The organism is Sphingobacterium sp. SG20118, from assembly GCF_044740685.1.
GTDB lineage: Bacteria > Bacteroidota > Bacteroidia > Sphingobacteriales > Sphingobacteriaceae > Sphingobacterium.
In genome coordinates, this window is sequence record NZ_CP172826.1 from 1,332,700 (window position 1) to 1,357,166 (window position 24,467).

General features: G+C 37.9%; 21 protein-coding genes and 1 pseudogene. 12 read left to right on the top strand and 10 right to left on the bottom strand.

Translation table 11 applies throughout. The features are described 5' to 3' along the window. The first annotated feature begins 7 nt into the window (after positions 1-7). Positions 8-313 carry a hypothetical protein gene (locus ACFX5U_RS06195; RefSeq protein ID WP_235212360.1) on the top strand — a complete coding sequence of 102 codons (306 nt, stop codon included), beginning with the start codon at positions 8-10 and terminating at the stop codon, positions 311-313. Here ACFX5U_RS06195 and ACFX5U_RS06200 read toward each other — a convergent pair. Next, the gene (locus ACFX5U_RS06200; protein WP_400262794.1) at positions 310-870 is read right to left on the bottom strand and encodes a lipocalin family protein; all 561 of its coding nucleotides are present in this window, start codon (positions 868-870) and stop codon (positions 310-312) included. The two genes, ACFX5U_RS06195 and ACFX5U_RS06200, sit on opposite strands and share 4 nt — an antisense overlap. 106 nt (positions 871-976) lie before the next feature. On the opposite strand from ACFX5U_RS06200, the gene ACFX5U_RS06205 reads away from it, so the two are divergent. The 3 genes from ACFX5U_RS06205 (at position 977) to ACFX5U_RS06215 (ending at position 4,230) form a co-directional block, all read left to right on the top strand. Beyond that, positions 977-1,441 (top strand): DUF4268 domain-containing protein, encoded by a 465-nt coding sequence (locus ACFX5U_RS06205; protein WP_038697113.1) that lies wholly within the window; start codon positions 977-979, stop codon positions 1,439-1,441. A 67-nt stretch (positions 1,442-1,508) separates the two neighbouring features. Further along, the gene (locus ACFX5U_RS06210; protein WP_400262795.1) at positions 1,509-2,303 is read left to right on the top strand and encodes a S1/P1 nuclease; all 795 of its coding nucleotides are present in this window, start codon (positions 1,509-1,511) and stop codon (positions 2,301-2,303) included. Positions 2,304-2,448: 145 nt separating this feature from the next. Next, positions 2,449-4,230: an ABC transporter ATP-binding protein gene (locus tag ACFX5U_RS06215; protein WP_280569247.1), complete on the top strand. Its 1,782-nt coding sequence runs from the start codon at positions 2,449-2,451 to the stop codon at positions 4,228-4,230. On the opposite strand, the gene ACFX5U_RS06220 is transcribed toward ACFX5U_RS06215, so the two are convergent. After that, entirely contained in the window at positions 4,227-5,216 is a 990-nt protein-coding gene (locus ACFX5U_RS06220) for a multidrug resistance efflux transporter family protein (protein ID WP_400262796.1), read from the bottom strand. The two genes, ACFX5U_RS06215 and ACFX5U_RS06220, sit on opposite strands and share 4 nt — an antisense overlap. Before the next feature lie 106 nt (positions 5,217-5,322). Between ACFX5U_RS06220 and fabV the strand changes: the two genes are divergently transcribed. Then, positions 5,323-6,519, top strand: a complete 1,197-nt coding sequence (fabV, locus tag ACFX5U_RS06225; protein ID WP_038702287.1) for an enoyl-ACP reductase FabV — start codon at positions 5,323-5,325, stop codon at positions 6,517-6,519. Between the two features lie 47 nt (positions 6,520-6,566). Here the strand turns inward: fabV and ACFX5U_RS06230 are convergent, their stop codons facing one another. The 5 genes from ACFX5U_RS06230 to ACFX5U_RS06250 all read right to left on the bottom strand — a co-directional run bounded on the left by ACFX5U_RS06230 (position 6,567) and on the right by ACFX5U_RS06250 (position 11,334). Beyond that, positions 6,567-7,115, bottom strand: a complete 549-nt coding sequence (locus tag ACFX5U_RS06230) for a DUF1697 domain-containing protein (RefSeq protein WP_400262797.1) — start codon at positions 7,113-7,115, stop codon at positions 6,567-6,569. 272 nt (positions 7,116-7,387) lie between these two features. Beyond that, positions 7,388-8,914 carry a bifunctional phosphoribosylaminoimidazolecarboxamide formyltransferase/IMP cyclohydrolase gene (purH, locus tag ACFX5U_RS06235; protein ID WP_038697121.1) on the bottom strand — a complete coding sequence of 509 codons (1,527 nt, stop codon included), beginning with the start codon at positions 8,912-8,914 and terminating at the stop codon, positions 7,388-7,390. Positions 8,915-9,021: 107 nt separating this feature from the next. Then, a complete protein-coding gene (locus ACFX5U_RS06240) occupies positions 9,022-9,657 on the bottom strand; it encodes a uridine kinase (protein ID WP_400262798.1) in 636 nt (211 codons plus the stop codon). A gap of 33 nt (positions 9,658-9,690) precedes the next feature. Then, positions 9,691-10,575, bottom strand: a complete 885-nt coding sequence (locus ACFX5U_RS06245; protein ID WP_280569238.1) for a LysM peptidoglycan-binding domain-containing protein — start codon at positions 10,573-10,575, stop codon at positions 9,691-9,693. 9 nt (positions 10,576-10,584) lie between these two features. Next, on the bottom strand, positions 10,585-11,334 hold the full coding sequence (locus tag ACFX5U_RS06250) for a hypothetical protein (protein WP_400262799.1): 750 nt from the start codon (positions 11,332-11,334) through the stop codon (positions 10,585-10,587). A gap of 46 nt (positions 11,335-11,380) precedes the next feature. On the opposite strand from ACFX5U_RS06250, the gene ACFX5U_RS06255 reads away from it, so the two are divergent. Next, entirely contained in the window at positions 11,381-12,730 is a 1,350-nt protein-coding gene (locus ACFX5U_RS06255; RefSeq protein WP_280569234.1) for a nodulation protein NfeD, read from the top strand. Between the two features lie 70 nt (positions 12,731-12,800). Here the strand turns inward: ACFX5U_RS06255 and ACFX5U_RS06260 are convergent, their stop codons facing one another. After that, positions 12,801-14,366: a hypothetical protein gene (locus tag ACFX5U_RS06260; RefSeq protein ID WP_038697128.1), complete on the bottom strand. Its 1,566-nt coding sequence runs from the start codon at positions 14,364-14,366 to the stop codon at positions 12,801-12,803. Positions 14,367-14,436: 70 nt separating this feature from the next. Continuing rightward, positions 14,437-15,498 carry a hypothetical protein gene (locus tag ACFX5U_RS06265; RefSeq protein WP_400262800.1) on the bottom strand — a complete coding sequence of 354 codons (1,062 nt, stop codon included), beginning with the start codon at positions 15,496-15,498 and terminating at the stop codon, positions 14,437-14,439. Between the two features lie 177 nt (positions 15,499-15,675). Here ACFX5U_RS06265 and proS point away from each other — a divergent pair, with 177 nt between their 5' ends. From proS to ACFX5U_RS06285, 4 genes and pseudogenes are all read left to right on the top strand, one after another. Then, positions 15,676-17,148 (top strand): proline--tRNA ligase, encoded by a 1,473-nt coding sequence (proS, locus tag ACFX5U_RS06270; RefSeq protein ID WP_038697132.1) that lies wholly within the window; start codon positions 15,676-15,678, stop codon positions 17,146-17,148. Between the two features lie 20 nt (positions 17,149-17,168). Continuing rightward, a complete protein-coding gene (locus tag ACFX5U_RS06275) occupies positions 17,169-17,954 on the top strand; it encodes a GDP-L-fucose synthase (RefSeq protein WP_400262801.1) in 786 nt (261 codons plus the stop codon). Positions 17,955-17,994: 40 nt separating this feature from the next. Next, a complete protein-coding gene (locus ACFX5U_RS06280) occupies positions 17,995-19,140 on the top strand; it encodes a cystathionine gamma-synthase (RefSeq protein WP_038697135.1) in 1,146 nt (381 codons plus the stop codon). Positions 19,141-19,219: 79 nt separating this feature from the next. Further along, a pseudogene (locus ACFX5U_RS06285) lies at positions 19,220-19,997 on the top strand (TIGR02757 family protein). Positions 19,998-20,051: 54 nt separating this feature from the next. Here the strand turns inward: ACFX5U_RS06285 and ACFX5U_RS06290 are convergent. Further along, a complete protein-coding gene (locus tag ACFX5U_RS06290; RefSeq protein WP_280569223.1) occupies positions 20,052-20,927 on the bottom strand; it encodes a LysR family transcriptional regulator in 876 nt (291 codons plus the stop codon). 91 nt (positions 20,928-21,018) lie between these two features. Here ACFX5U_RS06290 and ACFX5U_RS06295 point away from each other — a divergent pair, with 91 nt between their 5' ends. Further along, complete coding sequence (locus ACFX5U_RS06295; RefSeq protein ID WP_400262802.1) at positions 21,019-21,750, top strand: class I SAM-dependent methyltransferase; 732 nt, start codon at positions 21,019-21,021, stop codon at positions 21,748-21,750. A gap of 393 nt (positions 21,751-22,143) precedes the next feature. Next, positions 22,144-24,420, top strand: coding sequence for an ATP-dependent helicase (locus ACFX5U_RS06300; RefSeq protein ID WP_400262803.1), 2,277 nt, complete (start codon positions 22,144-22,146; stop codon positions 24,418-24,420). Positions 24,421-24,467: the final 47 nt, after the last annotated feature.

A 24,467-nucleotide genomic window follows, 5' to 3' on the forward strand; every position in this document is an offset into this window, starting at 1 on the left:
TGCGGGTATGGAACAAAAACTTAAGGAAATTTTGAAATCTGATTTTGAGAAATATATGCGTTATGCAGTAGTGACAAAAGCCGGATTTGGATTTGATATTTTTGGCGAATATGCCGTATCTGTCCTGAACTTCTACGTTGGTAGCGCGATTTTAAATCACGAAAATAAGCTAGAAGGTTCCATGTATCTGCTTGAATTATATAATGTCGGTCTTGGTGGTGCCATAACCCAAGAAGATAGAGAAGAGCTGGCACTCGTCTTTGCAAAGGACCCAACTCTTGACTATGGTGTTTTAAAACCTATTTTTGATTAATCTTGCAGGGTCCATACGAGTTTTTCTATCGCATAACCAGAGTTTCTAGCGTATTTTAAAAAGTCCAATTTTATCTCCTCTGGTATGACCTTTTCCCTGGATAATATCCACATATAATCTAAGGTGTCTCCAAATACGAGTGCATATTGATAATCTTTATCTATTTTTACGACATGGTATCCACTGTAAAATGGACCAAAAAACGAGACCTTTAATGCTGCTCTCGTTGGCAGATCTATAAACTTTGCTTTACCAACGGATTGATTCCATTTATTTTTCTGCTTATGGAATCCTTGATTGTTAACCCGAATACTTCCATCCTCATGCTTACTGTAGGTTGCCGTTACCTGCGACAGTCCCTTTTCCCATTTAAAATCGAGCCGAGCTATTTCATACCAGCTACCTAAATAACGATCGATATCAAAGGGTTCAACAACTTTTACTTTAGATTTAATAGGTTTGAATGCGTTATAGGCCAAAGTAGCAACTGCAGTAGCGGCGAGTATAAAGAGTGATTTTTTCTTATCCATTATCGTGTTATTTATGTTTGTATTCATTTATCGTTTGTATAAACGACATACCATTAAAACAGACAAGGGGAGGGGAATGTTTTGTATATTATGTGAATAAAAATAGTAATTTCGTTGTTTTAAAAATTAATACGTGTATTCAAGAGAAGAAGTGAAGCAATTGAAGGAGTCTTTTTGGACTCGTTTTGGCCAATATATGGCATTGCATACATCAGCAGATGGAGTAAAGATCAATTGGGTGAATTATAGAACTGGAGTGAAAAATCTTCGTTTTAAAATGGAAGCTGATAAGCGCACCGCTATCATCGCAATTGAATGGAATCACCAAGATCTATCCATGCGTAAATTAATGTGGGAACAATTTGAAGAATACCGCAATATTTTAAAGGGTATTTTGGAAGAAGATTGGACTTGGGATTTAGAAGTCGTAGATGAATATGGAAAATCCGTCAGTATGATTTATATAACCATGGAGGGAAAGAGTATTTTTAAACAAGAAGATTGGCCAGCGTTGATTTCCTTTTTTAAGCCGCGATTAATTGCATTAGATGAATTTTGGTGCGATGCCCAATATGGTTTTGAGCTTTTTAAAAGTTAAATTATTACGCTGATAGGGTTTTATTTGAAAATGTAATTTTTACCTTTGCGCTAAAATTGTAGTGTTTATGAAAAATATACTAAAAAGTCTGATTGTAGTCGCATTGACCTTGCAGATTTCTTCCGTATTTGCTTGGGGATCCACAGGACATCGTGTTGTTGCCGAAGTGGCAGAACGTCATTTGAATAAAAAGGCTAAAAGAAATATTGAAAAAATAATCGGAAAACAGAAATTAGCCTACTGGGCAAATTGGGGCGATTTCATTAAATCTGATCCACATGAGGAGTTTAAAAAACTTGGAAATTCTCATTTCATCAATACCAATCCACATTTGCCTTGGGCAGATTTTCAGTTGGCCATGGAAAACTCAAGTGAAGAGAACTTATACAAGACCGTTTTGAGATTGGAAAAATCATTTTCGGATAAAGCATTGCCTTTAGAGAAAAAGAAGCAAAACCTTTATATGTTGATCCATTTAATCGGCGATGCGCACCAACCCATGCACGTGAGTAAAGCAGAGGATCAAGGCGGGAATAAAATTGAGGTGAGTTGGTTCGGTAAAAAATCTAATATTCACCGTGTGTGGGATTCAGATTTAGTCGATGGTGAAAAATATAGCTATACAGAATATGCAACTGTATTGGATATTTTAGGTAAACCTGAGACGAAGCAATTACAAGGAGGAAACTTAGCAAGTTGGTTGTACGAGTCCAATCAACTGTCAGATAAAATCTATGCAGATGTAGCTCATAATGCGAACCTTTCTTACAGCTATGTTTACAACAATATCTACACAGTGGAAAATTGTATGTTAAGAGGAGGCTTACGTTTAGCAAAGGTATTGAACGACATCTTTGGTTAGTTATCAATTCAAACATGAGAAAAGGGAAATGGAATTATTCATTTCCCTTTTTTAATGTTTTTTTACTTGATTTCGGTATTATTGTTGTAGTCAGATTGAAGTAATATCCTGATTATTTCCAATAAGTCGCCTAAATACTGCAAATATGACCTTATCACTTCTGTTTAAAAAAATAGCACCATTTGCCAAACCTTATAAAAGCCTTATTTTTTATACATTGATCTTAACATTAGTCGGTTCATTCGCGGCGCAGATCAATGCCTTTATATTGAAATATACGGTAGATTCCATTAGCGATTTGATGGTTGCTAAAGAGCCACTATCTAAAGGAATGCATCTGATTGGAATTATTTCAGGTATTCTTTTGTTGAAGGAAATTATCTATTCCTTTATTCAATTTGGACAGAAATTTTATGGTGAAAAGTTGCGCATATTTATTGCGCGTGATTTTTCACAACGAATCGTAGAGAAAATTTTGACCTATAAGATGGCTTTTTACACTTCAGAAGAGAATGAAAGCGGAAAATTACAAACGCGAATCGATTCTGGTATCAGCTCCCTAACCAGGCTGGTTCAGAATTTCTTCATTGATATTCTACCCCTGTTTGCCAATGCTATCGTGGCATTGGTGTGTATGTTTCTGGCCAACGTATATGTCGGATTAGTAGGTTTGGCAGTCATCCCCATTTATTTTTATATTAGTCAAAACCAAGCTGTAAAGTTAAGTGGATTCCGACGTCAGATGCGGAAGTATAGGGAGTCGAAAAACAATAGGATCATCAATCTGATTGACTCTATATTGGTCATTAAATCTTTTGTCCGTGAACCCCAAGAAGCCGAGAGGCATGAGAAAATTCAATTTGAAATGACAGAAAATCAGATGCAAACTCGGAAAACGAGTTTTATATTTGATAGTCTAAAAAATTTCATTGAGCAAATTGCAGTGGTCGTGATCATCGTATTGACCGCTTATCTGGTGCTTGACAATCAAATAACAATAGGGGCGATTATGTTTCATATTATGTTATTCTCCAACGTTTCAGCGCCAATTCGTCAGCTACATCGTATTTATGATGAGGTCAATGATGCGTTGATCTACTCCGAATCTTTTTTCGAAATATTGGAATCTGATGATCTTACAGAAGGGAGCGGAACGTTTAAACCTGAGCAGATAAAAGGTCATATTTCGATTCAAAATGTTTCATTTGAGTATCCCAATGGAACCCATGCCTTAAAAGATATCTCCTTTGAAATAAAACCAAATCAAATCACAGCACTTGTAGGACTGAGCGGTGCCGGTAAAAGTACCGTCATCAATTTACTCGATAAATTTTATGAACCAACGGCAGGTCAGATCCTTTTAGATGGAGTTGATCTGCGAAATTACGATACTGATTTTTTAAGACAGAACACGGGGATGGTATTGCAGCGTAATCATATTTTTAAGGGCTCAATTTTTGAGAATATTGAATATGGAAAAATAGGAAGTAGTCAGGAGGAGATTATACAAGCAGCGAAAGATGCTTACATCCATGAGCAGATCATGGAACTTCCGCAAGGCTACGATTCGGGAGCTCACTTATTATCCGGTGGTCAACAGCAGCGCATTGCTATTGCCCGGTTATTTTTAAAAAATCCACCTATTATATTTTTGGATGAACCTACCGCAAATTTAGATGCCATCGCGACAGAGCAGATTAAAAATAGTTTAGATGCTATCAAAAAGGACCGTACAGTAATCATTATTTCGCACAGTATTTCTCAGATCATAGATTCCAATGCGATCGTCGTTATGGAAAAAGGAAGGGTGGTCGAAAAGGGGGTTCATGAAGACCTTTACGACCTTCGCGGCACTTACTATAAAATATTTTCTGCCATGGCAAATAGCTTAAATCTCGATAAGATAAGTAAGACCCTGTTACATTAGTGGTTTTTGCTGTGAAGGTACATTCCGACTACCACCAAGAAAATTCCCAATAGCGCTAAATTATTGGGAAAGAGACTGTTTAATAGGATGATTTCACCTAATAAAGTAAAGATAACTTCCATCGCTTGTGTAGCCTCCACCGCGGCTAACCCTTTCTGGTCATGTTGCACCAATTCCGTTCCTTTAAAGAAAAGTAGCGTTGCGATAACACCTGAAAACAAAGCCACAAGTAACGTCTGCAACAGTTGTCCTTGTTCGGGAAGCCCATGCTCGTGATATCCAAAAAACATCAGGATGATCCAAAAAGGCATGCTCGCTAAAGTCATTCCTAAAGTCCGTTGATAGGTGTCTAAGGAACCCTGTGTTAGTGCCATCATTTTACGATTGCCGAGTGGGTAAGCAATAGCTGCTATCAAAACAGGGATAGTCCCCAACAATAGCGTAGACCAAGAGGTCGATTTGGCCTCTGCCATCTGCATGATTACAATGCCTATTAAAATGATACAGGAGAAAAAGAGTGTCGCTTTTGAAAAAGGTTGTCGGTCTTGCTTTTTCTGAAGGAAATGACCGATAAACATACCGGCGATGATAGTGGATTCGAAAGTTCCAGCAACCAACCATGAGGGACCATAGCTGGCACCAAATGTAAGGAGCGCATAGAACACCCCAAAACCCATGGTACTCCACACCAACCACGGCATCAAGTTCCTTTTCATCTCGATCAGCAACGGTTTCAAATTGCCTCGAATAACAACGATGAGCAATAGCACGGGAAGCATCCATAAGAATCTAAGCGCCGATGACCATTGCCAACCACCTCCAGATACAGCCATGATACGGTTGAGTACAAAAGTACTGGCAAAAAATAAAGAGGCTAGTATTCCAAGCCAAAGTGCTTTAGATTTAGGGGTAAGGGGCATGCTTAAGTTTTGATCATGATTAAGATTTCTAAAGTAGGGAATGTCTTGGATAATGTCAATAGCCATTCTATTCAGCAGTAGAAAAAAGATATTCTTGATTTATGCATCAATTGTTGCTAAAATTTGTTTATTTTGCATCCTTAATAAAATAGGAGTAAGAAAATTAATCATTATGATTATACAACCAAGAACTAGAGGTTTTATTTGTTTAACCTCGCATCCAGAAGGAACTGCGCAAAACATTAAAAACCAGATTGAATACGTGAAATCCAAAGGTGAAATCGCTAATGGCCCTAAGAAAGTATTGGTTATTGGTGCATCTACGGGATTCGGTATGTCATCTCGTATTTCAGCAGCATTCGGTTCTGGAGCAGCGACAATTGGCGTATTTTTTGAAAAACCTGCTGCAGAGGGGAAACCTGGTACAGCTGGTTGGTATAATACTGCTGCTTTTGAAAAAGAAGCACAACAAGCTGGTCTTTATGCAAAAAGTATCAATGGCGATGCTTTTTCTGATGAAATCAAAAAGCAAACGATAGCCCTAATCAAACAAGACTTAGGTCAAGTGGATTTAGTAATCTATAGTTTGGCATCTCCAAGACGTACACATCCTAAAACAGGCGTAGCACATGCTTCTGTTTTAAAACCTATAGAAGTTCCTTTTACGGATAAAACAGTAGATTTTCACACAGGTGTGGTTTCAGATATTACCATCAATCCGATTGATAATGAAGAAGAAATCGCAAATACAGTAGCCGTAATGGGTGGTGAGGATTGGAAATTCTGGATTGAAGATTTGAAAGAAGCTGGAGTTTTGGCCGAAGGTGCTAAAACTGTTGCATATTCCTATATTGGCCCTGAATTAACGTATCCAATATACCGTAATGGTACGATTGGTCGCGCAAAGGACAATTTAGAAGGTACTGTACCTGCTATCAATGAAATCTTGAAAGACATTAACGGTGTTTCTTATGTTTCTGTTAACAAGGCTTTGGTGACGCAGTCAAGTTCAGCAATTCCAGTAGTTCCTTTATATATATCGTTACTATACAAAGTGATGAAAGAAAAAGGTATTCACGAAGGAACGATTGAGCAAATGCAGCGCTTATTTGCAGAAAGATTGTATACTGCAGATGGTCAAGTTCAATTAGACGAAAAAGGCCGTATCCGTGTAGACGATTTGGAAATGAGAGCTGATGTTCAAGCTGAAGTAGCGGCATTATGGGACAAAGCATGTACGGAAAACCTATCTGAAATTTCAGATATTCAAGGTTACCGCGACGAGTTTTTCCACCTTTTTGGTTTTAATTTCGAAGGTATCGATTATAATGCAGATACAAATGAATTGGTCAATGTACCAAGTATCTAAGTATCATTACATATTTTAATAAGAAAGGCGACCATGGGTCGCCTTTCTTATTTTTCACTATTTTTTGAAACCATTTTAAGAAGAGCCTGCAGTGTTTTCCAGTTGCGTGTGGTTGCCGACACCTTTAGTTTAGCTTCAATGAAATTGTTCGTTAATTTAGTTTTTCCATAGCCATAGGGGCAGTACAGATAGATTGTTCTACCCATGAGAACAGCTGCTTCATCAGGTAGTTTTTTGTCCAGAATAGGAGTGAGGTCCTTTATTTCGGGGGCCTTTGATAAAAATGTAACATGAAAGTAGGACAGCTTATTATGAGGATCCTTTAACAAAGGATTTTGATTCACGATAACATATAGATCATCGCTGTGCAAGACTAGGCAGGGCACATGGTATCCGAAATCTTGGAGGATTACGTTCATTATCCTACTTTCCAAGAGAGTCACATCGGTTATTTCAGATTGAAACACAATATTCCCACTTTGGATATAAGTTTCGACTTCCTGAAGGCCTATTCCTTGAAGTGAGGTCCTTAAACTCTCCATCTTGATGAGATGATGACCACTTACATTGATACCTCTTAATATTGCTATGTACATAAACGGGTTATTTTAACGGAATTTAGTCTATTTTATAAACAGGTTAAACCTATTTTCAAAATAAGCTAAATTTATTTTAGGTACAATTTTAAATACAACTCATCTGTATCGAATGCTGCTATAGGTATATTTCTTTTATCCACATAAATGTTTAGGGCTGATGAAAATTTTCTTCCTTTAATCTGAATCTTAAAATCTCAACCCTACAAAAAAAAGGCAGTCTTCCTAATTAGGAAGACTGCCTCTTGTATTTTATATCGTTTAGCGCGAGATTAGTGTTTGAAATGACGTACACCTGTCGTCACCATCGCTAATCCTTTTTCGTTACACATGTCAATCGATAACTGATCTTTAATCGAGCCACCTGGTTGCAGTACAGCAGCGATTCCAGCATCAGCAGCAATCTCCACACAGTCAGGGAAAGGGAAGAAAGCATCAGAAGCCATAGAACAGCCTTTCAAGTCAAATCCAAAAGCATTAGCTTTTTCAATCGCTTGTTTCAAAGAGTCAACACGTGAAGTCTGACCTACACCAGAAGTGATCAACGTACCATTTTTAGCAAATACAATGGTATTTGATTTGGTATGTTTAACAATTTTATTGGCGAAAAATAAGTCTTCCAACTGAGCTGCAGTAGGTACTACAGTCGTTACAGCAGTCATTTGCTCAGGACCTTCAACCGTATTGTCTTTATCTTGTTGAATAACACCATTCAACAACGTTTTGAATTGTTGTGTCGGTAATTCAACCTCTTTGCGAACAAGAATGATACGGTTTTTCTTCGCTGTAAGGATTGCAATCGCATCTTCCGAGTAAGAAGGAGCAATTAGAACTTCAAAAAACAAATTATTGATCTCCGTTGCAGTTTCCGCATCAACCTCACCATTTGTAATCAATACACCACCAAAGGCAGAAACAGGATCACATGCTAGCGCATCAACCCAAGCTTGCTTAATTGTTGGACGTGAAGCAACTCCACAAGCATTTGTATGTTTTAAGATCGCAAATGTAGGTTCCGTAAATTCATCAATAATAGCTACAGCAGCATCTACATCCACCAAGTTATTGTATGATAATTCCTTACCATTCAATTTCGTGAACATCGCTTCTAAATCACCGTAGAAAACTCCTTTTTGATGTGGGTTTTCACCGTAACGTAATACTTGTGCTTTTTGTTCAGATTGTTTGAACACATCCAACGTATTTTCTTTATTGAAGTAGTTGAAAATAGCGGTGTCGTAATGTGATGACGTATTGAAAGCAAGTTTCGCGAAATCCTTACGTTGCTCTAAAGTTGTTGTACCTTCTTGATTTGCAAGCATTTCTTCCAATGCTGTATAATCATTTTTAGAAGATAGGATAACAACATCATTAAAGTTCTTCGCAGCAGCACGAATCAATGAAATACCACCGATATCAATTTTTTCAATAATGTCTTCCTCAGAAGCACCAGAAGCTACTGTTTCCTCAAAAGGATATAAATCAACAATGACTAAATCAATCTCTGGAATCTCATATTGAGCTAATTGTTGTTGGTCACTTTCTAAAGGTCTTCTTGCTAATATACCACCAAATACTTTTGGGTGTAATGTTTTAACACGACCTCCCAAAATAGAAGGATAGCTCGTTAAGTCTTCTACAGGAACTACATCAATACCTAAGTCTTTGATGAAAGCTTCTGTGCCACCTGTAGAATAGAAGGTAACACCGTATTTGTTTAATAATTGAATTAATGGTGCTAAGTTGTCTTTATAATATACAGACACTAAAGCATTTTTAATCTTTACAGAATGGCTCATTAGTATAATTTGTTTGCTGGCGCAAAGATAGGTAAATAATAAGTATACGCAAACCCTTTTATTCGAGATGAAAACATAAAAGACCGCTCTAGGCAGTCTTTTATCTGTTATTTGTATATTTTCTTTTTTAGATCCTCACAGATATCATCTGTTATCTTCCAGATAGGTTCGGGGTCATCGGTGTTATTGATGATCACTTGATCGCAACTATCTCGGTAAGGTAAAAGGAATTCACTGTAAGAGGGTAAAACATGGTTGACCCATTTATAACGAATATCATCTTCTAAATATCCACGCTCAATCAGATCACGCTTCAAGCGACGCTCAAAAGCGATGTCTTGATCGGCATCCAAAAAAATACGATGATCAATCAGCTTATTTACTTCTGTATAGTGATATATAAATAGACCCTCAATAATCAAAATAGGTGCAGGATTAATTTCGAGCATCTTTGGTATTAATGCAGGATTATTGAATGTATATTCTTCCTTGTACACCGTTTTTCCTTCAAACAGATCATTGATATCTTTATAGAAAGCTTGGCGATCGATCGAAGTGGGGAGATCAAAATTATATAATTTGTTTTCCTCTTGCGTTTTTGTGTTTGCAGGAATATAATAGTCATCTTGTGAGATGAGTGTTACTTCTTTGCTACTAAAGTGCTTTAAAAAACAATTTAGAAAGAATGTTTTACCAGAGCCGCTACTACCCGCGATTCCAATGACATATGGCTTTTTATTCATTTAATATATAATATTCAAAAAGATTCGAAAAAACTAATCCTCTAATGGGACTCCATAAGTGATTTCGATTTGAAAGCGTTTATCCAATGCGCCGATGTAGGCAGCTGCAGATTTTGATAAAACGACTATTGCATTATGCGTATCCGCATTTTCATTAAACTTCCCAACAACTTTTGCATAGGTTACGCTACGTGTCATTGGATTTGTTATTTTTAAAACAGTTCCAATTGCGGCTGTTTTGTGTAAGGCCAAGTTACTGGTGCCGTTAGCATTCAACCCTTCAATCCAGACGCCAATACCACGTTCCGTTTTTTCACGGATACCGTATTTATTAGCAGCAATTTGAGGTTCATCTACATCAAGGCTATCCGGAGAAATTAAACTAATATTAGGTTTCTCGACAATACTTATGGCGTCATTATTCGGGACTTTTAAAATTTGTCCACCACTAATGCTGTTTGAGTGTAGATTGTTGGCTCTTTTTATCTCTTCAACAGTTACATTAAATTTACGGGAAATGGCATAAAGCGTTTCTTGATTACCAACAGTGTAATCCATCAATTCTTTCTTAGCGCTCTTATTTGGAGTGCTCTTTGGATCGTTGGGCGTTACATAAAACATTTTGCCCGTTGGGATTTTGACAATCTGACCCACGGCTAAAGTTTTGTTGCCATTTAATTCTGTTATTTTACCAACACTCGTTTTATATCTTTTACTCAATTGATAATAGTTATCCCCCTTTTCAATTTTAAAAAGAACATATTCTTGACCGTCAATTTTTTCTACTCCAATGGAGTCAGGTACGGCAGCGTTAGAAAATGTATGAGCGATAACTTGATTGTGATTTATGGCTAGCATTGTTATTGATAAGAATGCCAGTGTTTTATATGTAGTAGATTTTAATAGAATATTCATCATGTTTTACAATTATACTAAATACGATACAAACTCTCGTTTATTGTGTGTTAAAAGAAAAATTTGACAACCAATTTGAAAATAAATTTGTACCAATTTTAATTCCAGATTACGAATGATCATGGCCTCATCCAGAATTTCATTTTTATTTGAAATCAGCAACCTGATATTATATTTTTCATCTTGTTTTTCATGAAAACTCCATAAAAAATTAGAACCTGATTTACTGATCCAAAGATCTTCATTTTTATAATGCAGCAAAAAAGCAGGTTTTTGCCCATTGAATTCCAAGGGAAAGACTATGTTATTATCAAAAGGTTTAATTCCCGAGTCTATCCTTGTTGAAATTTGGTTAGATACTAGCGAAAAATATTGTTCAAAACCCGATGTAATATGTTGTGGTCTGATCTGTATGTATCCGTTTAAGATACCGATATATTGATATTGATGAAAAAGAAAATCTGTATTCGGAATTTTATGATTCAAGACCCACACGCCTGGAGATACAGGACTGTTTTCGGAAACCTTTCTCAGCACGACCACTTCCTTTTGAATAGCGGCTAGCGTCCATTCTTTTTCGGGCAGCAGGTAATGATCTAATTTGATTGTCCCGTCAAAACCCATCACCGTGATATAGGGAAGCGTTGTTTCTGGATCGCGACACTCGATTGCTAGCAATTTACTGTGTTCATCTACTTCTATCTTCCAGATCGGAAATCTGAATGTTTGAGAAAATGCGCTAGAAATAGTATATTTAGACATAGCAAATGTATTAATCGCTCGTTTATTATTTTTTAATAATCTTATTATGAAAGACAAAATTAGTAAATCATTTTTAATAACAGTCTTTTTAAGCTTGGTATTATTCACCTCAAGCTTTGCACAAAAGGTCTATGTGTTTGAATTAAAAGAGGATATAGGGCCAAGTGCATGGCGCACAGTGAAGCAAGCTTATGACAGTGCGCAGAGTAGAAAGGTAGATTATGTACTGCTGGAGCTGAATACCTATGGGGGTGCCCTGAATTTTGCAGATTCCATTCGAACGAAGCTTTTGGAATCAAAAATAAAAACCATTGTCTATATTAATAATAATGCCGCTTCTGCAGGAGCACTCATTTCGCTCGCGAGCGATTATATCTATATCCATCCAGGTGGGAGTATCGGTGCCGCAAGTGTTGTTAATGCGCAAGGAGAAGTATTGCCAGAGAAATATCAATCCTATATGCGCGGGCTCATGCGTGCCACTGCTGAAGTCCGCAATCGAGACCCGCAGTTGGCTGAAGCCTTTGTAGACCCTAATGTATCTTTACCAAGTATTAAAAAAGATGGACAATTGCTTACTTTAACAAGTAAAGAAGCCGTGAAGTTTGAACTTGCAAAGGCAGAAGTTACGAATCGCGATATGATCTATAAGGATCTCAATTTAACTCAGGTTCAGGAAACCGTTTATCGTAAAGGAACAATCGATCATATCATCGGTTTCTTAATCAATCCAGCTGTAAGCGGGATTTTGATCTTGCTGATCATTGGTGGGATCTATGCGGAGATGCAAGCTCCCGGCTTAGGTTTTGCAATTGCTGTGTCCATAGTTGCTGCTATGTTGTTTTTTGCACCGCTCTATATACAAGGTTTGGCTGCAAACTGGGAGATAGCTGTTTTTGTGGTTGGTATCATATTGATCATGTTAGAAGTTTTTGTTATTCCAGGGTTTGGAATAATCGGTATATTAGGAATTATTTTCGTTACTTGCGGTCTGACTTTTAGTCTGGTTGCCAATGATTTTTTAGATTTTAAACTCGCTTATCCAGGTATGTTGTTCAATTCATTTTTGTTAGTTATAGGAGCCATGGTATTATCGGTCATATTGATGGTAATATTTGGAAAGAGTTTATTGAAAGCCCCCGTCTTTAGACGTCTGGTGCTGAAGGAAGAACAAAAATCCGAAGAAGGGTATACCTCTTCTGTTTTAAAATCCAATTTGTTGAATAAAGAGGGAATTGCAAGGACCGTCTTACGACCATCGGGTAAAATCGAGATCGAAGGTGTCTGGTACGATGCAGTTGCTTTAGATGGATTTATTGAAGAGGGGGAGGAGATTTATGTGGATAAACATGAGAATTACAGTCTGTTTGTCAGAAGAAAAACGGAACATTCTTAAGCGTTCATCCAGATGAAAAAAGGCTCTATTCTTACCGAATAGAGCCTTTTTATATTATAAACTAGAATGCTTAAAATTTAGAACCAATCGTTAGCATGACATTTGTTCTACTGTTTTTAATGTCCACGCTTGGGCTAACCGTATTCCAGTCGCCTTCATAAGTGATCAAATAAGGACTTTCTTTATAATTGTTGGCCTGATAAACACCGGTTAGATCTAGATAAAGACCACGACCTAATTTTGCACCTAGACCAGCAGAAATTCCATAAGTCTTATAGTCTGCGCTTTTGTAAGGGTTACCGTTATAGTTGAAACCAGCTCGACCACTAAATACTTGATCAAATAACACTTCACCACCTACACGGACATTGAATGCTGCTTGATAGGTATCTTTGATGTTAGCGTTCATTTGTTTTTCGTCAGCTTTATTGTAGTTGTTCACATCTCTCCAACGCATACTAGCATAATCCACAAACTCAACTTCGGCTGTTAACAGACCCGCACCAAAATATTGCGTAACACCTGCAGATAATTTATAGGGCGTTTGTAAGTTGTAGTCGTACGAGCTATCATAATACTTCGATCCATAATCGTGGAATGAAGTACCGGCTTCAGGTTTAAAGTAGTTGATATCAGTATAAGCGGTTGATTCATCCGTGATAGACATGAATGTCGGTGTTTTAGCCGTGAAACCCAAACTTAAAGAAGGAGTCGCTTTATAGATCATACCCAATTTGAAATCAAAACCTGATCCTTGCGTCACTTGTCCGTAATGGTCAAATAATTCGTAATCAACGTCAACAAATTCTGATTCCGTTGAACCAGGTTTTAAGTATTTGGAATCCGGATTTAAAGCCTCAATACCTTTAGCAGTTTTAGTCATGCCATATTCCGTAAAAACCGCTGATTTTTCATAACGGAAATCGGTCAAACTAAAGGTAGCACCAATATAAAATTTATTACTATAATTTGAACCGAACGATAAGGCAGTTTCAGATTTTCCACCCTTGGTCCAGACGGAGTTAAGTTGTTCGTTATCTCTACCTTCAGCCAATGGGAAATAAAAGTTCTTGTCTTTTCCAGTAGTTTTATCAAACATGAGGGATGAATTCAGGTCATTCGCCCATTCACTACCATTTTGATCGAACATCTGATCCGCATAGGCATGCGTAATGGAATTGTCGCTATTAATACCTTGATAATCTAATTTATTGTTAAAAAGATTGGTTCTATTATAAGCGATACCGACGTTGAAATTCAACCAGCCTCTGGTTAGATCACCGCCATATTTTGTTGTTGGCATATGAAAAACTATACCACCATTATCGATGTTGAAGTTGTCGGTTTTACTGTCGCTTTTATTGCCAAAATAGTTACTCTTATTTTTATTATTTTGGAAGCGAAATGTTGCAGAAGCATCAGACTGATTATAGAATCCTAAACCAGCTGGGTTTCCCGTAATGGAACTAATATCCCCACCTAATGCAGTAGAAGCTCCACCCATTGCTTTGAAGCGCGCAGTTCCTCCATTGTCTCCTTGAGAAAATAAAAGTACGTCTTCTGTATATTGGGCGTTTGCAGTGCCAACCATACCTACAGCAAGTACACTCCCGAAAAGTATTTTTTTAATAGTCATATAGTTTATATTATAGTAGTAATATAAGAGTGATTGACTATACATCAATCACTCTTATTTATCAATCAAATTATCTTGTACGGCCTCCGCCACTGCTACGTGTTGCGCCACCGCCACCACCTGAAGATCTGGTAGAACCACCACCACTATTGAAGCTGCCACTAGAGCGGGTTGGCGGGTTGCTCACTCTTGGTTGTGAAGAACGTGCCGGTTCATATGAGCGCGTCCTAGCTTCTTGAGTATTACTTCTACGAGCTGGATTCGTTTGCTGTACTCTGTTGGAACTAGTCGAGCGTGTTCTTCCAACAGAACCATTGTTGTAACCAGGTCGGTTTGTATTGCTGTTGCCAATACGTGTTCTTCCAGACGATGTAGCCCTAGTTCTGTCGGTTGTTGCCGAAGAACGTGTTCTGCTAACACTACTGATGCGACCATTTGCATCTCTAGATACAACTGCATTCGATCGTGTACGACCTGAAGTGCCACTTGTATTGCTATAGCGAGAGCCTGATCGGCTTCTCGTGTTGTAATTATCGCGATAAGAAGAACGTGAAGCTAGCTGACGGGATCTATGATTGCCCCAATAAGGACGACCGTATCCACCGCCCCAATAGTTACCGTAGTAACCACCGAAACCGCCACCCCAGTAGCCACCCATGCCACCGTAGTAACCGCCGTATCCCCAACCAGAATACCAAGGGTTATAGCCAAAGCCAAAACCTAGGCCAACTGACCATCCGCCACCAAATCCAAATGATGGTCCGTACATATTTCCGTACCAACCGCCATAGCCCATACCATACCAAGGGTCAAAGAAAGGGTCAAAGTAGGTCATGCCAGGCGAAGCATAGTAAAAACGATTGATACGATTTGCGTATTCTAAATCCTCGTATTTACCCTCTTCGTATTCAGCATCAGAGTAATCATCACTATAATACCCATTATCTTGTCCTTGATCCACTTCATTCTCATCCGTGTAATAATAATCTGGAGCCTGATAAGCTTGTCTTGCCTGGGCATTATTATTATAGACATCATCACTGTGTGTGATTTGTCTGCTAGTAGTACAGGATCCTAAAGTCAAGGCTCCTGAAATCACAATAGCGCCGAGTAAAAAACTATTTTTTTTCATAATATACTAAGTCGTTATGTTCGACAATACAGTCTAATTTACTATCTTAGACCCAAATTTCGGATAAGGGTTTAATCGTATTATCAAAAATAATAAATATTTCTTTTTAGAAATAACATTCCTTTATTAGACGGAATTCTTAATCACAATGTTACAATAAATTTTTGAAATAATAATATGGGTAAAGGTATAACAAGTCGTGCAGAAGATTATTCACAATGGTACAACGATCTTGTAATCAAGGCTGACTTGGCAGAATATGCTGCAGTAAGAGGTTGCATGGTAATTAAACCATATGGATATGCTATTTGGGAGCGTATGCAAGCAGTTTTAGATAAGAAATTTAAAGATACTGGTCACAGTAATGCTTATTTTCCTTTGTTCATCCCTAAGTCATTTTTTTCGAAAGAAGCTTCGCACGTAGAAGGTTTTGCGACTGAATGTGCTGTAGTGACACATTACCGTTTGAAAAATGATGGTAACGGAAATATTATTGTAGATGAAGATGCTAAATTGGAAGAAGAACTAATCGTTAGACCAACTTCTGAAACGATTATTTGGAATACGTATCGTGGCTGGATCGAGTCTTATCGCGATCTTCCAATCTTGGTTAACCAATGGGCGAATGTCGTGCGTTGGGAAATGCGCACTAGATTGTTTTTGCGTACAACAGAATTCTTGTGGCAAGAAGGCCATACGGCACATGCTACACAAGAGGAAGCGATCGAAGAAACAGAAAAAATGTTACACGTCTATGGCGATTTCGTTGAGAAGTATTTAGGCGTACCTGTTATTCGTGGTCGTAAAACAGAGAACGAACGTTTTGCTGGTGCTATCGATACTTACTGTATCGAAGCGTTGATGCAAGATGGAAAAGCGTTACAGGCGGGTACATCACATTTTCTAGGTCAGAACTTTGCAAAAGCTTTTGATGTGAAATTCACTTCTAAAGAAGGTAAGTTAGAACATGTATGGGCTACATCATGGGGTGTTTCTACGCGTTTGATGGGTGCTTTAGTGATGGCGCACTCTGACGATCTAGGCTTAGTATTACCTCCAATGCTTGCTCCAATTCAAGTTGTGGTCGTTCCGATTTTTAAAACGGCGGAAGAGAAGCAGGCAATCGATACATTTATCGATGCTTTGTCTACCGAATTAAAAGCTAAAAATATCTCTATTAAATACGATGACCGCGATACACAAAGACCTGGGTTCAAATTTGCAGAATGGGAATTGAAGGGAGTACCATTGCGCTTAGCAGTTGGTGCACGTGATATGCAAAACGGTACGGTAGAATTAGCAAGACGCGATACCCAGACAAAAGAAACAGTTGAACAAGCTGGTTTAGGCACTCGAATCGAAGCGTTATTGACAGAAATTCAAGAGAATATCTTCCAGAAAGCATTGGATTATAGAGATTCACATATTACAGAAGTAAATTCATACGATGAATTTAAAGAAGTATTAGAAACGAAAGCGGGCTTTATCTCTTGTCATTGGGATGGAACAGTAGAAACAGAGAAACTCGTTAAAGAAGAAACTAAAGCGACTATTCGTTGTATCCCTTTAGATGCAAAAGAAGAAGCAGGGGTTTGTATTTTCACAGGCAAGCCATCAACGAAACGTGTTTTATTTGCGAAAGCATATTAATTATAGTAAATTCATAACTCATGCGTTATCTTATATTAGGTTGTGGATGGGTAGGCGAGTTTGTTGCTAAGTTATGGTTGGAAGAAGGACATGAAGTCTGGGCTTCGACCACTACGGAAGAAAAATACCATCGGTTAGTAGCCGATGGTATTTTTGTGTTTAAACAGAATTTTGACGAACAAGCTACTCCCGCTATCGATTTACCGACGGAATTTGATTATATCTTGGTCAGTATCCCGGCAACAAATAAATCAACACAAGACCAGTTGACTAGTCGATTTATTCGGGTATGTGATTTTTTGTCTGGAGTCAAATACCAAAAGATGATCTTCTTAAGCTCTATTGGCATCTATCCTGATCTTTCCAAAGAAATCGATGAGGATACCTTTGAAGATGAAGAACTTCAAGCAAAACTTTTAAGCGCAGAAAAAGCTGTAAGTCGATTTCCACGTACCCATATTTACCGGTTAGGTGGGTTATTTGGTCAAAATCGCATATTTGCAAAATATTTTCAATCCAAAGAGTGTAGCACAGGTGATCAACCAGCGAACTTTATTCATCTGGAAGATGTGGCAGCACTGATCCGTACTGGTTTTATCAAGCCATTGCAGCATACCCTGTACAATGTGGTATGTCCGCAGCATCCCTCAAAGAAAGATGTTATTTTGGCATCAGCACATAAATATGGCTTTGAACAACCAAGCGCTTTCATTGCCGGAGCATCATTTCAAAAAATTGTTAAATCGACACGCTTGCAAAATGACCTGAATTATACTTTTCAATATGAATCTCCGTTAGATTTTTAATAAATTTACGTTTTACGAATTACATCTAAATATCATTAATATGGCATATAAATTTGCAACTAAGGCGATTCATGCTGGTCAACAATCGGACCCTACAACGGGTGCGGTGATGACTCCTATATATCAGACGTCCACTTACCAACAAGCCTCTCCTGGAGAACATAAAGGATATGAGTACTCAAGAGGAACTAATCCTACACGTAAGGCTTTGGAAGACTGTTTGGCAGCGCTAGAAAACGGGCAACATGGCCTCGCATTTTCAAGTGGTATGGCAGCGACAGACTGTGTTTTGCGTTTGCTGAAACCAGGCGACGAAGTAGTAACAGGTGATGATCTCTATGGTGGTTCTTATCGTATTTTTACAAAAGTATATGAGGTGTATGGTATTACCTTCAAATTTGTCAATACTTCAGATGTGGAGGCCGTACGTGCAGCAATATCTGATAAGACTAAATTGATTTGGGTTGAAACACCAACGAACCCGACATTAAAACTGGCGGATATCGAAGCTATTGGACAGGTGGCAAAAGAGAAAAAAGTACTTTATGTCGTGGACAACACCTTTGCTTCTCCTTATCTGCAGAATCCGTTGGATCTAGGAGCGGATATTGTCATGCACTCCGCAACCAAATACATCAATGGTCACTCGGATGTCGTCATGGGCGCATTGGTCATGAATTCTGATGAGCTATATAAGCAGTTGTTCTTTTTTTACAACGCCGTAGGGGGCACTCCTGGTCCACAGGACTCTTTCCTAGCACTTCGTGGCATAAAAACTTTACATTTACGTATGGAAGCGCATTGTGCTAATGGACGTAAAGTAGCGGAGTACCTAAAAAATCATCCCAAAGTTGAAAAAATATATTGGCCAGGTTTTGAAGACCATCCAGGACATGAAATTGCTAAAAAGCAAATGCGTGATTTTGGAGGTATGATTTCCATTGTTCTGAAAGGTGCTGATTTGAAAGAAACATTCCGTATTTCTTCGCAATTCAAAGTATTTACCTTGGCAGAGTCCTTAGGAGGAGTAGAATCATTGATCAACCATCCAGCAACCATGACACACGGCTCAATTCCGAAAGAAATACGTGAAAAAGTGGGCGTTGTCGATAATTTGATCCGTATATCTGTCGGAATAGAAGATGCGGATGATCTGATTGCAGATCTTGAGCAAGCTTTAGTATAAATATAGATAGAAAAAAGAATGACCATCAGTTCCTGCTTACAATTTGTGCGCTGGTGCTGATGGTTTTTAGTTGATATAAATGGCAGATTTTAATATTAAGGATTTTTTAGATAAGAAAGTCGAAGAGTATAATCAACCTAATTTTATTCCGAATGATCCAATCTGCATACCTCACCGCTTCCAAAAGCAAGAGGATGTTGAAATTATGGGTTTTATAGCGGCAATTTTAGCTTGGGGACAACGGAAGACCATCATTAATAAATGCACGGAAACTGATCGAACGGATGGACGGGAGCCCACATGATTTCATTATGAACCATCAAGACACCGATCTTAAGCAATTACTGGGTTTTAAGCACCGCACGTTTAATGACACCGATCTATTGTATTTTATTCAGTTTTTCCGATACCATTATAGTCACTTTCCTTCTTTGGAAGATGCTTTTTTAATCGGTCAGGAAAACTCCAAGAACGTTATTCTTGAAAAGGCTTTGGATGAGTTTAAAAATTATTTTTTTTCAATGCCCGATTTTCCGGTAAGAACAAGAAAGCATATCAGTTCTCCTGCTCAAAAATCGAGTGTTAAACGCATCAATATGTTTTTGAGGTGGATGGTGCGCAAGGATGATAAAGGTGTAGATTTTGGGATTTGGAAACGGTTGAATCAAAAGGACCTCATCTGTCCATGTGATGTGCATGTGGAGCGTGTGGCTCGTAAATTTGGATTGATTACCTTAGATAAGGTCAATTGGAAAACAGCGCTGGAACTAACGGGTAATTTAAGACAGTTGGATCCACTGGATCCAGTAAAATATGATTTTGCCTTGTTTGGCCTAGGGGTAGAAAGAGAACTTTAAAACAGATCCGAGAGCAATGGTTGTCGGATCTGTTTTTGCACCCCTTACCAGGTGTTAAGGGGTGTAATATTCTTTTATCGCATCAATGAATTGCTGTAGAACCGGATGTTGGCTTTGATGGTCATAGGCTAAAATAACCTCAGTCTGAATATCCTGTTCTTTTAACGGATGGAAATCCAAGGCCAATTCCGTTTGCTGTTGTGATACCGAAGTGGGAACAAACGCAATCCCCAATCCATTAGCCACAAGTTCCAATATGGAATGCATGGTGTTGCACTCATGTGCAATTTGAGGATGAAAACCGATACGGTTTGCGCATGCTATGATTTGGTTATGGTAATCATCGGCGTAATTTGAATTGTAGGAGATGAAATCTTCCTGCATCAACGTAATGGCATTAATATCCTTTTTCCAACCTTTAGGTGTTGCTAAGCAAAACGAATCCTTAAACAGGGATAAGATCTGAAGATTTGTGGTAAATATCGGTGCACGTAATATTCCGAGATCCAGTTTACCGCTCTCTAATGCTTTTTTTTGCTTTTGAGAAGAGGTTTCATAGAGGTAAACATGTAAATAGGGGAACTCTTTCTTGATTTTTTTTAAAATATGTGCTAACATATTTTTTGGTGTTGAACTGATGTAGCCTAGCCTAAAATCGCCAGATATGGCATGGTGCAACTGCTTAGTCATCAGTTTAGCCTTCTCCAATTGTTGCATCAATTGATCGCATTCCTTTAAAAAATAACGACCTGCATTTGTTATTTCTACACGCTTGTTGTTGCGGTAAAACAAAATAACCCCCAATTCTTTCTCTAAATCTTTGATTTGACGGGTAAGTGGCGGTTGCGATATATGCAGTTTTTCCGCCGCACGACCAAAGTGCAGTTCTTCAGCTACTGCTTTAAAATAATGTAAATGTCTTAATTCCATCGATACTTGCAAGGTATTAATAATTGTCTAAAATAGTATTTTTAAAGTATTAATCAATGCTTTAGATTTGAAAGTATTAAAAAAGAAAGACATGACAGAAAAATCAACATTAAAAGAGATTGAAGAACGATTTGATCAGGATGTAACACGATTTTCCAATCTGGATACGGGGCAACAGACCACTTTAGATGCCCTGTTTAATATGGAATTGATTACTGATGGTATTGCTGCTGTTTATCCCGAATTGAAACGTGTACTTGATATTGGTTGCGGTGCGGGAAACTACCCGGTAAAATTAGCACATAAAGTTTCAGATTTTGACTGTACGCTGGTTGATTTAAGTCAGCCTATGTTGGATAAAGCGAAAGAGCGCGTTCAAGAAATGACCTCCGGTGAAGTGGAGTGTGTAAAAGGTGATTTTAGAACGGTTGATTTAACGGCCAACAGTTACGATGTTATCATCGCCACAGCGGTTTTGCACCATCTCCGTGATGATCAGGATTGGGAAGGAGCATTTCAAAAGCTGTATGGTTTACTTAAAGAAGGAGGAAGTATCTGGATTTTTGACTTGGTGATACACGATCACGAAGCGATTCAGAATTTGGTTTATAAGAATCACTATGGAGCATACCTGACAAGCTTGAAAGATGAATCTTATCGCGATCATGTTTTTGCATATATTGAAAAAGAAGATACACCCCGTAGTGTAAATTATCAATTGGACTTATTGAAAAAAGTGGGCTTCAAATCAGTTGATGTGCTGCATAAAAAATTAAATTTTGCCTCTTTCGTCGCTTTTAAATCTGGAAATAAGGCATCTTAAGTAGCTTAGTTGATTTTGTTTACATGATCGTGAATTTTAGTTCGCAAATAGCACATTGATGGATTGTTATTTAGTTAGGTAATAGACTTGTATATCCTTCATATCTCATTAATTTTTACTAGAGTTATTATACAGCTATAATAGAGGGTTTCTAGAGGGTTCATAGAGGTAAAACTCTATAAACCCTCTATTGAAACTGAGTAAAATCTTTCGAAAATCATATTGAATATTAAATCAGTGGTAGCTATGGTGCGAAACAGTCTTTTAGATATTCATAAGTGGAAGCAGAATTTGTTGAAAAATTAATATTTGTAGCGCCGACTGCCCATCCGCCAAATGATTTTCGTACTTTTATAAGCTATTTTAAACAACATATAATTTTAGGAGAAAGCTTTGGATTTTTTAGCAGGATTGAACCCTTCTCAAAGAGGAGCTGTAGAACAAACTGAGGGCCCGGTAATGATAGTTGCTGGAGCTGGATCAGGAAAAACACGTGTAATTACCTATCGTGTAGCACATTTGATAAAAAAAGGTGTCGACCCTTTTAATATACTCGTTTTGACGTTTACGAATAAAGCGGCAAAGGAAATGCGTAATCGTATTACAACTGTGGTTGGTGCAGAGGCCAAGAATATTTGGATGGGTACCTTTCACTCGGTGTTTGCAAAGATATTACGTGTGGAGGCTGAACTGATCGGATACCCACGCAACTTTACGATTTATGATACCGACGATACCAAGAGTTTATTGCGTTCGATTTTAAAAGAAATGAATTTGGATGACAAGCTATATAATGTCAATCATGTTTATGGACGTATCTCGCAATCAAAAAATAACCTGATATCGCCACAAGAATATAATAAAAATGAAGCCTTAAAGGCCGAAGATATTTCGAATGGTAGGGGGCAGCTGTGTGAAATCTACATGACCTACGCACAACGTTGTTACCGTGCAGGAGCTATGGATTTTGACGATTTATTGTTCAAGACCAATGTATTATTGAATAAGCACCCTGAAGTATTGCATAAATACCAACATCAGTTTAAATATTTGATGGTCGATGAGTATCAGGATACCAACTTTTCACAATATTTAATCGTTAAACGCTTGGCCGCTGTAAACGAAAATATTTGTGTTGTAGGTGATGATGCCCAGAGTATATATGCTTTCCGTGGAGCAAATATTCAGAATATCTTAAATTTTCAAAAAGATTATCCCACTGTACAGGTTTTCAAACTAGAGCAAAATTATCGTTCGACACAGATGATCGTGAATGCTGCCAATTCGATTATTGCAAATAATAAGAATCAGTTGGAAAAGAATGTCTTTTCGGATAATGAAGAAGGGGAGAAGATAAAAGTATCGCGTGCATTTTCGGATAACGAAGAAGGTAAAATTGTTGCGGAATTAATTTCACAAGAAAAGTCTTTGAAATCGTTAAATTATAAAGACTTCGCCATTCTTTATCGTACCAACGCACAATCTAGAGCGATGGAGGAAGCCTTACGTAAAATCAATATCCCTTATAAAATATATGGCGGTACTTCATTTTACCAAAGGAAAGAGATAAAGGATTTAATCGCTTATTTTAGATTGACCTTTAACCCAAATGATGAAGAAGCATTGAAGCGCGTGATCAATTATCCACGTAGGGGGATAGGCGATACCACTATAGAGAAAATAGTGATTGCTGCCGATCAACATCAATATCGTCTTTGGGATATCGTAGCCAATGCACAAATGTTTATGGATGGCAGAAGCGCAGCATCTGTTGGCGGATTTGGTCAAATGATTTTAAGTTTTCAGGCCTTAGCAAAAACGAATAGCGCTTTTGATACCGCTATGCATATTGCACAGCATTCGGGTATACTAAAAGAATTGTACGAAGATAAATCTGTAGAAGGATTGACTAGGTACGAACACATACAAGAGTTGTTGAATGGTATTAAAGAGTTTTCTGAGCGCGAGGATATTGAGGAAAGAGGATTGGACGTGTATATGCAAGATATTGCATTATTGACCAATGATGATAATGACAAAGATCCAAATGCAGATACCGTATCTTTGATGACGATACACTCTTCCAAAGGGTTAGAATTTCCTGTTGTATTCATCGTAGGGCTAGAAGAAAATTTATTTCCATCACAATTGGCATTGAATTCGCGGACTGAATTGGAGGAAGAGCGAAGATTATTTTACGTTGCAGTAACCAGAGCTGAGAAAAAATTATTACTTTCGTACGCAACTTCTAGATATCGTTGGGGAACACTGAATAACTGTGAACCAAGCAGATTCTTGGATGAATTGAATCCATCTTGTTTGGATTTGGATTTTAAACCAAGACAAAGTTCTTCTGCAGAATCTGGAGGCTTCCAAGGTGAGCGTATTGCTTGGCAGCAAAAGGAGACGGATAGTTTTTCAAAACCTAAGCCGAAACCTTTTAAAACTACCTCGATATTACCCAAAGCGCATACACCTTCCGCAGGCTTCGCTCCATCCGACACCAATAATTTACAGGTTGGCATGGAAGTAGAGCATGAAAGATTTGGATTTGGAAAGGTTGTTAACCTCGAAGGATCAAAAGGAGAAGTAAAAGCAACTATTTTCTTTAAAGACTTGGGACAGAAACAATTGTTGCTTAAATTTGCAAAACTGAGAATTATTCAATAATTTAATACCAAAGTACAGAATACAACGTTGTATTGGTACTGAAATTC